This window comes from Sporotomaculum syntrophicum, assembly GCF_009932395.1.
GTDB lineage: Bacteria > Bacillota > Desulfotomaculia > Desulfotomaculales > Desulfallaceae > Sporotomaculum > Sporotomaculum syntrophicum.
The window spans coordinates 86,035-98,272 of the sequence record NZ_LSRS01000005.1 but is presented as its reverse complement, the minus strand read 5'-3'; the positions used below and the strand labels follow the sequence as shown (position 1 = coordinate 98,272).

Annotated in this window: 13 protein-coding genes; 8 read left to right on the top strand and 5 right to left on the bottom strand. The window is 48.5% G+C overall.

Features of this window, described 5'->3' with window-relative positions; genetic code table 11:
- The first annotated feature begins 152 nt into the window (after nucleotides 1–152).
- Nucleotides 153–332 (top strand): hypothetical protein, encoded by a 180-nt coding sequence (locus tag SPSYN_RS10670; RefSeq protein ID WP_161822481.1) that lies wholly within the window; start codon nucleotides 153–155, stop codon nucleotides 330–332.
- Nucleotides 333–450: 118 nt separating this feature from the next.
- Here the strand turns inward: SPSYN_RS10670 and clpB are convergent, their stop codons facing one another.
- Genes clpB through dnaK form a run of 4 tightly spaced genes read right to left on the bottom strand, consistent with a single transcriptional unit; the run spans nucleotide 451 to nucleotide 6,339 of the window.
- A complete protein-coding gene (gene clpB, locus SPSYN_RS10665; RefSeq protein ID WP_161822480.1) occupies nucleotides 451–3,039 on the bottom strand; it encodes an ATP-dependent chaperone ClpB in 2,589 nt (862 codons plus the stop codon).
- 43 nt (nucleotides 3,040–3,082) lie between these two features.
- Nucleotides 3,083–3,382 carry a chaperone modulator CbpM gene (locus tag SPSYN_RS10660; protein ID WP_161822479.1) on the bottom strand — a complete coding sequence of 100 codons (300 nt, stop codon included), beginning with the start codon at nucleotides 3,380–3,382 and terminating at the stop codon, nucleotides 3,083–3,085.
- Between the two features lie 3 nt (nucleotides 3,383–3,385).
- Entirely contained in the window at nucleotides 3,386–4,381 is a 996-nt protein-coding gene (locus SPSYN_RS10655; protein ID WP_161822478.1) for a DnaJ C-terminal domain-containing protein, read from the bottom strand.
- Nucleotides 4,382–4,425: 44 nt separating this feature from the next.
- Complete coding sequence (dnaK, locus tag SPSYN_RS10650; RefSeq protein ID WP_161822477.1) at nucleotides 4,426–6,339, bottom strand: molecular chaperone DnaK; 1,914 nt, start codon at nucleotides 6,337–6,339, stop codon at nucleotides 4,426–4,428.
- A gap of 280 nt (nucleotides 6,340–6,619) precedes the next feature.
- On the opposite strand from dnaK, the gene SPSYN_RS10645 reads away from it, so the two are divergent.
- Together SPSYN_RS10645 and SPSYN_RS10640 are read left to right on the top strand one after the other, a co-directional pair.
- Nucleotides 6,620–6,991, top strand: coding sequence for a universal stress protein (locus tag SPSYN_RS10645; RefSeq protein ID WP_161822476.1), 372 nt, complete (start codon nucleotides 6,620–6,622; stop codon nucleotides 6,989–6,991).
- A 13-nt stretch (nucleotides 6,992–7,004) separates the two neighbouring features.
- Nucleotides 7,005–7,661 carry a tetratricopeptide repeat protein gene (locus SPSYN_RS10640; RefSeq protein ID WP_161822475.1) on the top strand — a complete coding sequence of 219 codons (657 nt, stop codon included), beginning with the start codon at nucleotides 7,005–7,007 and terminating at the stop codon, nucleotides 7,659–7,661.
- 26 nt (nucleotides 7,662–7,687) lie between these two features.
- Here SPSYN_RS10640 and SPSYN_RS10635 read toward each other — a convergent pair whose 3' ends face one another.
- The gene (locus SPSYN_RS10635) at nucleotides 7,688–8,329 is read right to left on the bottom strand and encodes a hypothetical protein (protein ID WP_161822474.1); all 642 of its coding nucleotides are present in this window, start codon (nucleotides 8,327–8,329) and stop codon (nucleotides 7,688–7,690) included.
- Nucleotides 8,330–8,566: 237 nt separating this feature from the next.
- On the opposite strand from SPSYN_RS10635, the gene SPSYN_RS10630 reads away from it, so the two are divergent.
- The 5 genes from SPSYN_RS10630 to SPSYN_RS10610 all read left to right on the top strand — a co-directional run bounded on the left by SPSYN_RS10630 (nucleotide 8,567) and on the right by SPSYN_RS10610 (nucleotide 12,215).
- On the top strand, nucleotides 8,567–9,754 hold the full coding sequence (locus SPSYN_RS10630; RefSeq protein WP_161822473.1) for an FprA family A-type flavoprotein: 1,188 nt from the start codon (nucleotides 8,567–8,569) through the stop codon (nucleotides 9,752–9,754).
- A gap of 97 nt (nucleotides 9,755–9,851) precedes the next feature.
- Nucleotides 9,852–10,244: a desulfoferrodoxin gene (locus tag SPSYN_RS10625; RefSeq protein WP_161822472.1), complete on the top strand. Its 393-nt coding sequence runs from the start codon at nucleotides 9,852–9,854 to the stop codon at nucleotides 10,242–10,244.
- Between the two features lie 24 nt (nucleotides 10,245–10,268).
- Nucleotides 10,269–10,844, top strand: coding sequence for a rubrerythrin (rbr, locus tag SPSYN_RS10620; protein ID WP_161822798.1), 576 nt, complete (start codon nucleotides 10,269–10,271; stop codon nucleotides 10,842–10,844).
- Nucleotides 10,845–10,925: 81 nt separating this feature from the next.
- Nucleotides 10,926–11,618, top strand: coding sequence for a rubredoxin (gene rd / locus SPSYN_RS10615; RefSeq protein WP_341478879.1), 693 nt, complete (start codon nucleotides 10,926–10,928; stop codon nucleotides 11,616–11,618).
- A gap of 3 nt (nucleotides 11,619–11,621) precedes the next feature.
- Nucleotides 11,622–12,215 (top strand): flavodoxin family protein, encoded by a 594-nt coding sequence (locus tag SPSYN_RS10610; RefSeq protein ID WP_161822471.1) that lies wholly within the window; start codon nucleotides 11,622–11,624, stop codon nucleotides 12,213–12,215.
- Nucleotides 12,216–12,238: the final 23 nt, after the last annotated feature.

Below are 12,238 nucleotides of genomic sequence, written 5' to 3'. Positions count from 1 at the left end.
CTTTTTGTAAAGCTCTTCCGGACAAGCCATCCATAATTTGTTAATATTGTTACTGATTGCTCGTAATAATTCTGGATTTTCTAATAATAAAAGTATATAATATATTAGTGCCCATAACAATATCCCTTAAGTTAGGAACTGAGGTGTAAAATATGCTATGTAAAGATTGCCTTCATTTTAAGCAGTGGAAGAAAATTGAAGCATGCCTTTGTAAAAAAACTAATCAACAAGTGGACGCTGATAATCGGCTGTGTGACGATTTTATCAGCAAGTCAGGGCTGACCGATGAATGGGGAGAATCTACCACCGATGGACACAATTGCTGTGACTAAATTAACGCTAATTAAATTATCAACTTTTAGAATCCGGGTACGCCCGGTTTTTTTATCTGTTTTTTCAATAAATTAAGCTAAAGCTGCCCGCATTTTACCGGCAGCTTTAGCTTTTAACTTACACAAAACGCAATTCTCCATCTTCCGCTCGCAGAGTCACGGTTTGCTGGGGCTTAACTTCCCCCTTGATGATCATCCGCGAAAGAGATGTCTCTACCGACTGCTGAATAACCCGCTTCAGCGGGCGAGCCCCGTAAACCGGCTCGTATCCTTTATTGGCCAGTAAATTTAAGGCACTTTCCTCCCAGGCCAGCTTGATACCGGTACCGGCGTAAATACGCCGGGCCAGGTTTCCCAAAAGCAGGCCGGCAATTTGCCGCACCTGGGCCTGGTTCAAAGCATGGAACACCACTGTTTCATCTACCCGGTTTAGAAACTCGGGGCGGAAGTGCTGCCGAAGGATGCCCAGCACAGCCTCCTTCATTTTTTCATAATCGCCGCCCCGCTCCTGTTGGGCTAGAATTTCGTGACTGCCCAAATTTGAAGTCATAATTACCACCGTGTTCTGGAAATTAACGGTTCGCCCCTGCCCGTCGGTAAGCCGGCCGTCATCCAACAGCTGCAACAGCACATTAAATACATCCGGGTGGGCCTTTTCAATCTCATCCAGCAATAGCACCGAGTATGGTTTACGCCGTACCGCTTCGGTAAGCTGGCCGCCCTCCTCATAACCCACGTAACCGGGGGGCGCGCCAATAAGCCGGGCCACGGTATGCTTTTCCATATATTCCGACATATCTAGCCGGGTCATATTACGCTCATCGTCAAATAAGGCCTGCGCAAGAGCTCTGGCCAGTTCGGTTTTACCAACACCGGTGGGTCCCAGGAAAATGAAACTACCAATTGGCCGGGCCGGGTCTTTGATGCCGGCCCGAGCACGCAGCACGGCATCAGCCACTGCCCGCACCGCTTCTTCCTGGCCAACTACCCGCTTATGCAGCTCATCATCCAGGTGGATTAGTTTTTCCCTTTCACCCTCCATTAACTTGGTTACCGGTATTCCAGTCCAGCGGCTAACCACACGGGCGATATCCTCTTCATCCACTTCTTCTTTGAGCAGCATGCCATGCTTTTGCTTGCCGGACAGGTGTTCTTCCTCGCTTTTCAAGCGACGCTCCAGTTCATTCAACCTGCCATACTTCAGCTCGGCCAGGCGATTTAAATCATACTCCCGCTCAGCCCGCTCAATTTCCTGGCGGGTTTCTTCGATTTCCTTTTTCAATTGGCGCAACCGGGAGATAGCTTGCTTTTCCACCTGCCACTGGGCTTGCATGGCGCTGGACTCTTCCCGTAGCTCGGCCAGTTCAGCCTTGATTTTATTCAACCGCTCCGCCGAAGCCGGATCGGTTTCCTTGTTTAACGCGGCCTCTTCAATTTCCAACTGCATAATCCGGCGAGTGATTTCATCCAGCTCGGCCGGCATACTGTCAATCTCGGTACGCAGCCTAGCCCCTGCTTCATCCATCAGGTCAATAGCCTTATCAGGCAAAAACCTGTCGGAAATGTAACGGTCGGATAAAGTAGCCGCCGCCACCAGCGCGCTATCCTGGATGCGCACACCGTGGTGCACTTCATAGCGCTCCTTAAGTCCCCGCAATATGGAAATGGTATCCTCCACCGAGGGCGGCTGAACCTGCACAGGCTGGAAACGCCTTTCCAGCGCAGCATCCTTTTCTACGTTTTTGCGGTATTCATCCAGAGTAGTAGCACCAATGGTGCGCAGCTCGCCACGGGCTAGCATGGGCTTTAATAAATTACCTGCATCCATTGCCCCTTCTGCTTTGCCGGCCCCCACCACGGTATGCAGTTCGTCAATGAACAAAATAATTTGCCCCTGGGATTGCTGAACCTCTTTAAGCACAGCCTTCAACCGTTCCTCGAACTCACCCCGGTACTTAGCCCCTGCTACCAGCGCCCCCATATCCAGTCCAATAATGCGCTTATCTTTTAAGCCTTCGGGTACATCCCCCGCCACAATGCGCCGGGCAAGTCCTTCTACAATAGCGGTTTTGCCCACCCCGGGCTCCCCTATGAGTACAGGGTTGTTCTTGGTGCGCCGGGAGAGTATTTCCATAACCCGCCGAATTTCATTGTCCCTGCCAATCACCGGGTCCAGCTTGCCCTCTGTGGCCAGTTTGGTTATGTCCCGGCCGTAACGCTCTAGCGACTCGTACGTTTCTTCGGGGTTTTCACCGGTTACCCGTTGGTTGCCCCGCACCGCACGCAGTGAATTGAGCAGCGTGTCCCTGGTCAAACCGTTTTTACGCAGTATATCACGAGTTTCCGATTCCCCCTCCTCCAGCAAGGCCAATAGCAGGTGCTCTACACTGATATATTCATCCTTCATATCCCGGGCTTCCTTTTCAGCCCGGGCCAGCACCCTGGCCAGAGAGCTACTCAGATGCAATGAGCTTTCATAGCCCGTAACTGACGGAATTTTTTTTAAGACGGTCTCTACCTGGCCGGTTAAGTTTACCGGGCTAACTCCGGCATGCTCCAAAAAGCGGGCCGTCATTCCGCCTTCCTGAGCCAGCAGCGCCGCCAACAGGTGTTTCCCGGTGACCTCCTGGTGATGCCTGGCGGCGGCCAGCTGCTGGGCTGACGATAGAGCTTCCCGCGATTTTTGTGTATAATGGTTGATATCCATACAATGTCCACCTCCTCACGGTTCTGATTGTTAAACTTAAGCTTTACCAATAATTTCTTAACTTCTCTATTTCATCCTCTAATTGTTCAATGCGTTCGAGCAAATCCATAATAATAACCGCCCCGGTTAAGTTTACCCCGAGGGTTTGGCGCAAACGCAGCAGCCGGTGTAATCGTTGTACCTGTTGCACAGGTATACTCCCGTGGCGAACTTCAATAACACCGAATTCAACCAGCTGTTGAATCAAATCAGGATGTATACCCAGGCTGGACAGCTCTACCCAGGCACCTTCATCTCCTGCCGGCAGAGTATGTCTATATATCTGCATATAGAATCGCGGCACTGCTTACACCCCTTTCCTTAGCTCAGCCAGCTGCCGGTAAAGCTGCTCTTCTTCTGCCGACAGCTGCTCAGGGATATCGATTTTTATGCGCACATATTCATCCCCTCGACCACCCTTAACCGGTAGTCCCTTGCCCCGCAGCCGTAAGCGCTTGCCGGCCCGGATTCCGGGAGGCACTTTCATCAATACCGGGCTATCCAGAGTAGGTACTGATATCTTATCGCCAAGCACGGCCTGCTCCGGACGCAGGGTTATTTCTGTCTCCAGGTCATTGTCCTGCACCTTAAACAAGGGGTGCGGCAGAAGCCGCACTTTCAGGTACAAGTCGCCTTGAGCGCCCCCGGCCAATCCTTCTCCGCCCTGTCCTTTTAACCTGATGCGGCTGCCCTGGTGCACTCCCGGGGGGATCTTTACCGTAAGCGTCTTGCTGCCCGTAATCTCCCCGGTTCCGCCACAGCGATAACAAAAGGCGTTGTCAGTTTGACCCGAACCACCGCAAGTGGGACACAGTTCCCGGTTGGATAATTGCAACACTTTGTCGCCACCCCGGTAGGCTTCCTCCAAGGTCAGCTCCAGATCGGCCTCAATATCACGGCCTCGTACCGGACCGCGGCGCACCCCGCGCCCGGCTCTATTAAAACCGCCGGGCGCAGCGCCGCCAAACAGCATTTCAAAGAAATCACTAAAACCCCCTGCAGCACCGTTTATATCGGTATAAAAATGAAATCCATCCATATCGGGTGGCGGCCGAAAATCTTGCCCTGACTGCCAATTAGCTCCCAGCTGATCATATTTAGCTCTCTTTTCAGCATCCTTTAAAACTTCATAGGCTTCATTGATTTGTTTAATTTTCTCTTCAGCTTCTTCTTTATCCTTACCTGTGTGCAAATCAGGGTGCCACTTCCGGGCAAGTTTGCGGTATGCCGCCTTAATCTCTTTTTCCGTTGCGTCACGGCTGACACCGAGGGTTTCATAATAATCCCGATAGGTTACGCCCATTCATTTACTCACCTGCCTTAACCGGGTAGTTATGGTACGCAAATTTAAGCATTGGGTTTTTCTTCGTAATCAGCATCAACAACGTCGTCATCGTAACCTTTGTTTGCTGCGTTCCCATAATTATCGGTATTGGTACCGGCACCGGTATCTTGCCCGGTTTGCTGGTAAGCCTGTTGGGACAAGCTGTAAGCCGCTTGTTTCAATTCCTCGGTAAGGGTGCGAATGCGATCTGCAGGCGCATTTTCTTTCAGAGCAGCCCGTAAGTCATTTTGCATTTGCTCGATCCTGGCCTTATCACTCATAGGCACCTTGTCACCCAGTTCATTGAGCTGCCGGTCCACCTGGTATAGCACGGAGTCGGCCTCGTTACGCATTTCTACTTCCTCACGGCGTTTTTTATCCTCTGCGGCATTCATTTCGCCCTCCCGCACCATGCGGTCAATATCCGCCTGATCAAGACTGCCGGAACCGGTGATGGTAATGGTTTGCTCCTTGTTAGTATCCTTGTCCCGGGCACTTACTTTGAGAATACCGTTTGCATCTATATCAAAGGTGACCTCAATCTGTGGTACGCCACGGGGTGCCTGGCGAATGCCATCCAGCTTGAACTGTCCCAGGGAACGGTTATCCCGGGCCATTTCCCGCTCGCCCTGCAGAACATGAATATCCACAGCGGGCTGGTTATCATCCGCGGTAGTAAACACCTGACTGCGCCGCACAGGAATGGTAGTGTTGCGCTCAATAATCTTAGAAGTTACACCGCCCAGGGTTTCTACACCCAGGGATAGCGGGGTCACATCCAGCAACAGCACATCTTTTACTTCCCCGGCCAGCACACCGCCCTGCACCGCCGCCCCGATAGCCACAACTTCATCCGGGTTAACGCTCTGGTTGGGCTGCTTACCTCCGGTCAGCTCACGCACCAGGTTTTGTACCGCCGGTATCCGAGTGGAACCACCCACCAGAATTACATCGTTAATATCCTGGGATGATAGCTTGGCGTCCGCCAGGGCCGCCTGCACTGGTCTCCTGCACCGCTCTACCAAATGATGGGTCAGATCGTCAAATTTAGCCCGCGTCAGTTTGCTCTCCAGGTGCTTGGGACCGGTAGCATCAGCCGTGATAAAGGGCAGGCTGATCTGGGTTTCCATCGTGGAGGAAAGCTCAATTTTAGCCTTCTCCGCCGCTTCAGTGAGCCTCTGTAGAGATTGCTTATCATTGCGCAAATCAATGCCATAATCTTTTTTAAATTCCTCAGCCATCCAATCCACCAGGGCTTTATCAAAATCATCGCCGCCCAGGTGCGTGTCACCATTGGTTGCTTTGACCTCAAACACTCCGTCGCCTACTTCTAAAATGGATACATCGAAGGTACCACCGCCTAAGTCAAAGACCAGGATGGTCTGGTTCAGCTTCTTATCCATACCATAAGCCAGTGCCGCCGCTGTGGGCTCATTAATGATACGGAGCACATTTAGACCGGCTATTTTACCGGCGTTTTTAGTCGCCTGCCGTTGGGCATCGTTAAAATAAGCCGGCACAGTGATTACTGCATCAGTAACGGTTTCACCCAGGTATTTAGAGGCGTCATCAGCCAGCTTGCGCAACACCATCGCGGAAATTTCCTCAGGCGCATATTCCTTGCCGCGGATTTGAAAGCGCACAACATCGCCGGGGCCGGCCTCTACCTTATAAGGGACCAGGGACCGTTCGTCAGCTACTTCAGAATAGCGCCGGCCAATAAACCGCTTTACCGAATACAGTGTATTTTCCGGGTTCAACACTGATTGGCGCCTGGCCACCTGGCCTACCAATCTTTCCCCGTCATCCTTGAAAGCCACTACTGATGGGGTAGTACGAGAACCTTCCGCATTTACGATGACCGTAGGTTTGCCGCCCTCCAGCACCGCCACCACCGAGTTAGTAGTACCAAGATCAATACCTACAGTTTTTCCCATTTACAAAACCTCCTTTAAATTTGTTCCGGGTGCCTTCCCGGTCATGGCTGTATTTTAATTACGTTATATTATTAGCAGATTTAATGGATATAACTATATTACCAATCTGACATTGACTTTGACTTTAACTGACCTTATTTTATTATAAATTTAAAAGCCTGTCAATATTAAAATTTGATTAATTTTCATTTTTTTTAAAATATTTAATTAATTATTTTTAACTCTATTGTGCATTTAAACTCCCTAAAATATAATAATTACATAAGGAGGGGGATTAAGGATGAAATTGCTGGTGCCTACAGATGGTTCAAACAATGCTATGGAGGCTGTTAATTTCGCTATTGCTTTAGCCAGGGAAAATCCTAAGACTCAGGTTACTGTCATTAGCGTAATTGCGCCGTTTTCAGAATCAAGAGCCGGTATAGCCCTGGAAAAAGCCAGAAACGCTTTTATTAAAGCTGGGTTAACCGTGCAAACCGTATTGCTGGAAGGAGATCCGGCCGATACCATTATCAAGTACGCCCAGGAGCAAAAAATAGAACATATTATCATGGGCAGCCGGGGTATGGGTGCATTGAGAAGCATGGTTCTGGGCAGTGTAAGTCAAAAGGTTATGCAGAATACCAGTATACCGTTAACCATCGTTAAGTGATTGAGGGATATCATTGAAAACCTTTGGACTTTTTATGCTTATATCTATGCTTACCCGCAACCCGTTGGTAGCCTTATTAATCATAATCCTGATTTATTTGGTCATTGACCGGAATTTTATCGGTTTTTTACCGGATTACACAGCACCCCTGCGCCGTAAGAGAAGACTGGGTGAGCTCCAGCGTGAACTGGCAGTTAACCCACACAACGCCAATGCCCGAATGGAACTAGGCGAACTGTACTTTGACAAGGGCGATTATAAAAGAGCGGTGGACCAACTGCAAATGGCACTGGTAAAAATGGAGGATTCCCCTCTGACCCACTATTATCTTGGCGCTTCTCTGCTGCATCTTGGCCGGGTGGAGGGGCTGAAGGAAGTGGCCAGAGCTATAGAAATTAACCCCAAAGCTGCTCAGGGCTATCCATATCTTTATTTATTGAAATACGGGAATAAAGTTGATAGTGCACCAATAGAGAATCTGCAAGAAAATTTACTGCGACATGGCTCGGTGTGGACATTTTATGAGGCCGGTAAATATTTTAAAAGCACCGGACAAACTAAGCTGGCCAGTAAATTCTTACAGGAAGTGCTGGATATCTACCGCATCTCCTCCCCCGCTATGCGCCGCAGATTACGCCGCATAGCCCTTTATGCCAGGCTTTTTAAGTAGAACATAAAGCCTGGCCTACCATACCATTAGGTCAGGTATGAATCCACCTGGCTTTCCAGCGCTTTAATCTCCTCTTCAATTAACTCGCGGCCGAGGAAACTCTGCAGCGCCTTGATGGATGCCCCCAAAGCTACTCGCCGCACGTCCACCCCGGTATCCCGGCCGACCGTGGTACGATGACCGGTTTCATACTTGGCTGAGGGCAGACCGGGTCCCTCGTTCACCGACTCAAGCTCAAAAAACGTGTCGTGTGCTAAAGGCCGGTCATCTTCCAGCACCTGGGCATCCCTGCTTTTCCTGTCGAGGAGCGGTTTTACGGCCACGCTTGAGTCCATGGCTGGTACAGGTCCATCGTTAAGGTCAAATGGTACGGCGGTATTGCCCTTCTTTAGCAACCGTTTCTCTCTAGTTTTTTCTTTCTTTTGTACATGGTTAAAAAAAGCACTGGCAATTTCTTCCTCCACCTGCAATAACTCCACCCTGTGCTGCTCAATAAGGACAGGGTTATTAGCTGCTTTACCCTCCAGCATTTCTAACAAATCAACTTGGTTAGCTATTAACGCCTGCAACGCCGGCGATACCTTAACTAATACCTTCATTAAGTCCTTGTCCACCTGGTGACCGGACGGTGTGAAAATTTCTTCTTGCTTTTTACTCTTCTTGACCAACGTTTACACATCCTATCCCGGCATATTTTACCGTTATTTTCATGTCTTTTATTCAACAATTAGTCTGTTAAATCCTTGATGCCATACAAATTAGTTCTGTTAACTAAAGTCAGATATTTGAAAATGTAATTCCTTAGTCAATTAACAAAATTAAATGTTGACTCATAGTTAGGCCTATATTAAAATTAATATAAGTTAATAGTTTATATAATTCTTAATAGGAGTGATTAGTTACATATGAAACCACTAGAAATTAAACCCGGCATTTACTGGGTAGGGGGAATTGACTGGAACCTGCGTTTATTTCACGGTCATGTAACGCCAAGGGGGACAACCTACAATGCTTATCTGATCATCGACGACAAAATTACCCTGGTAGACACAGTAAAATACTACATGGTCAACGAAATGCTTGACAGGATTAAGGAAATCATCGATCCTTCCCGCATTGACATCGTGGTTTCCAACCACGTGGAGATGGACCACTCCGGTGGCCTGCCTAAAATCATGGAGCTTGCGCCCAATGCCAAGGTGGTTACCTCTCCCCAAGGTCAAAAAGGGCTTAAACGGTATTACAAACAGGATAACTGGGACTTTATAGTTGTAAAGTCCGGCGAGGAGTTAAACATCGGTTCCCGCACTTTAAAATTTGTGCATGTACCAATGGTTCATTGGCCTGATTCCATGGTTACCTATATCCCGGAAGAAAAGTTACTGCTGCCCAATGATGCCTTCGGCCAGCATATGGCCAGCACAGGTCGTTTTGATGATGAGATCGGCTGGGACATCGTTCGTGAAGCAGCAGCCGGCTATTACAGCAATATTGTTTTACCTTATGGCGAAAATGTACTGAAAGCTCTGGATGTTGTTGAACAGTTAGATATTGATACCATTGCTCCCAGTCACGGCGTCATCTGGCGTTCTTATATTGATAAAATCTTGCCTGTTTACCGGCGCTGGGCCAGCAACCAAACTGAGCCCAGGGCATTAATCGTATATGATACCATCTGGGAATCCACTAAAAAGATCGCCTTGACTTTGCAAGCAGGGCTGGAAGAAGCAGGTGTACCAGTTGTGGTAAGATTTCTGCAAACCAGCCATATTTCTGAAGTGATGGATGATTTATTGGAATCCAAAGCGGTACTAATCGGCACCCCCACATTAAATAACGGCATGATGCCCACTGTGAGCGCGCTGCTCACCTACATGAAGGGTTTACGCCCCAAAAACCGGCTTGGTTTGGCCTTTGGCTCTTACGGCTGGGGCGGCCAGGGCGCCCGGGAAGTAGCTGCGGCTATGCAGGGAATGGGCATGGAAATGCCGCTGGACACGGTCAACATGCTGTATTTACCCGACGAATCTGAGATGGTAGCAGTTAAAGAGGTTGGCAGGAAAATGGGCGAACTAATTTTGAATATAAAATAATTTTAAATATTCAAAAAAAGTTGTCTTGAACTACTTAACAAAAAAATCGTTCTATGGTTTAATTTATATGATTTATAAAATTTAAGGGAGGATTATCATGGCTGACAGGTATGAAGTTTACAAATGTAATGTGTGCGGCAATATAGTCGAAATAGAACACGGGGGTAAAGGGCAGCTGGTTTGCTGCAATCAACCCATGAAACGTATGGTGGAAAACACTGTCGACGCCGCCTACGAAAAACACGTGCCCGTAGTGGAAAAAGCCAATGGCAAGGTTACAGTCAAAGTGGGCAGCGTTGAACACCCGATGGAAGAAAAGCATTACATCGAATGGATCGAAGTCATTGTGGACAACAAACTATTTGGAGAACAATTAATATACAGGAAGTATTTAAAACCTAGAGACAAACCAGAAGCAGTTTTCAATATCGCCGATGGCAACATTATTGTACGGGAATATTGCAACCTGCACGGCCTCTGGAAAGCCTAATAAAAAATAAGTAAGGAGCGATATATATTGTCAATTAAAGGAACTCGCACTGAAAAAAACCTACTCGCCGCATTTGCCGGTGAATCTCAAGCCAGAAACCGCTACACTTATTTCGCCAGCGTAGCAAAAAAGGAAGGTTACGAGCAAATCTCAGCTGCCTATCTTGAAACAGCCGATCAGGAGAAGGAGCACGCGAAAAGGCTGTTTAAGTTTTTAGAAGGCGGTGATCTGGAAATTACTGCTAGCTTCCCGGCCGGGATAATCGGCACCACAGCGGAGAACCTGCAGGCTTCTGCAGCTGGGGAAAACCACGAGCATACCGAGATGTACCCCGAGTTTGCCCAAATTGCAGACGAAGAGGGTTTCCCGGAACTGGCTAAAATTTTCAGAGCCATTGCGGCAGCAGAAGTTGGTCATGAGCAACGTTTTCTCGCCTTCCTGGAAAACATCCAGAAAGGCCAGGTCTTCAAGCGCGCCGAAAAAGTAGTCTGGAGATGCCGCAATTGCGGATACATGCATGAAGGAACCGAGGCACCCGAAGTCTGCCCGGCCTGTGACCACCCACAGGCTCATTATGAGCTATGGTGCCAAAATTACTAGGCATCAATTTGGCTGACGGTATATATAGGCATTAAAGGGAAATAATGATGGGTAGCCTATTTGAAGAAGTTTTTTTTGGAGGTGTTGATATTGGATTTAAAAGCGCTGTATAAAATCAGCTATGGTCTTTACATTATTACATCGAAAAAGGGCGAGCAAATCAACGGCCAAATAGCCAATACGGTATTCCAAATTTCCAGCGATCCGGCCACCGTTGCAATTAGTATTAACAAACAAAACTTAACCAATGAGTTTATCAGGGAAAGCAAGGTATTCGGTGTATCTGTACTAGCCCAGGAAGCTCCCCTGTCAATAGTTGGGCAATTTGGTTTCAAGTCCGGCAAAGATGTGGATAAATTTCAGGGGGTTAGCTATAAACAAGGAATAAGCGGAGTACCGGTTATCACCGAACATACGCTGGCCTGCCTCGAAGCAGAAGTGATTAATGAAGTAGACGCCGGAACGCATCATATCTTTATCGGCCGGGTTACCAATGCTGAGGTATTTTTAGAAGGCACTCCCATGACTTATGCGTATTATCAACAAATCAAAAGAGGTTCCGTACCACCCACCGCACCAACTTTTGTACCAAAACAAGCTGAAGGGACAGAAAAAATGGATAACTACGTATGCAATATCTGCGGTTATGTTTACGACCCGGCCCAAGGTGACCCGGAAAATGGAGTTGCCCCGGGAACTCCATTTGATAAACTACCGGATGATTGGACTTGCCCTGTTTGCGGCGCCGGCAAGGATGAATTCGCGAAGGAATAAGTCATGCTAAGCTGTCTGGCTCTGGCCTGCAGCCCGCGCAAAAATGGCAATACCGCCCTGCTGGCCAGGCAGGCGCTGGATGCCTGTGCGGCGGCAGGCTGCGCAACGGAATATCTCCACCTGGCGGGGTTTAATTATCAGCCCTGCCAGGCCTGTGAAGGCTGTAATACCACCGGCCGATGCGTGCTCAAAGACGATGCTGGAATGCTTTATGAAAAAATCCTGTCCGCCGACAGGATAATTTTAGCCGCCCCCGTTTATTCTATGGGCATTTGCGCGCAGGCTAAAACCTTTATTGACCGGGCCCAGCAATTCTGGGCAATGAAATATTTGTTAAAAAGAAGTGTTATCTCCGACCAGAACAGGCTTGCCCGCCGGGGCATTTTTATTAGCTGCGCGGGCTCTACTTTGCCCGGTGTTTTTGACGGTGCCCGGCAGGTTGCTAATTATTTTTTTAAGATGCTGGAAATCGAACTGCTGGCTTCCCTTTGCTTTGACGGAGTAGATCACCAAGGTGAGATCCTGAACCACACAACAGCCATGACCCGGGCAACCGAATATGGACGTTTACTTGGCGAAAGCACGAAAATGCCCTAACGAGGACCGACCGGTCTCCATTA

Bases quoted from the DNA above. Each gene is read 5' to 3' on its own strand.
- SPSYN_RS10670 (WP_161822481.1), top strand. From the start codon at position 153: ATGCTATGTAAAGATTGCCTTCATTTTAAGCAGTGGAAGAAAATTGAA.
- clpB (WP_161822480.1), bottom strand. From the start codon at position 3,039: ATGGATATCAACCATTATACACAAAAATCGCGGGAAGCTCTATCGTCA.
- SPSYN_RS10655 (WP_161822478.1), bottom strand. From the start codon at position 4,381: ATGGGCGTAACCTATCGGGATTATTATGAAACCCTCGGTGTCAGCCGT.
- dnaK (WP_161822477.1), bottom strand. From the start codon at position 6,339: ATGGGAAAAACTGTAGGTATTGATCTTGGTACTACTAACTCGGTGGTG.
- SPSYN_RS10645 (WP_161822476.1), top strand. From the start codon at position 6,620: ATGAAATTGCTGGTGCCTACAGATGGTTCAAACAATGCTATGGAGGCT.
- SPSYN_RS10630 (WP_161822473.1), top strand. From the start codon at position 8,567: ATGAAACCACTAGAAATTAAACCCGGCATTTACTGGGTAGGGGGAATT.
- SPSYN_RS10625 (WP_161822472.1), top strand. From the start codon at position 9,852: ATGGCTGACAGGTATGAAGTTTACAAATGTAATGTGTGCGGCAATATA.
- SPSYN_RS10610 (WP_161822471.1), top strand. From the start codon at position 11,622: ATGCTAAGCTGTCTGGCTCTGGCCTGCAGCCCGCGCAAAAATGGCAAT.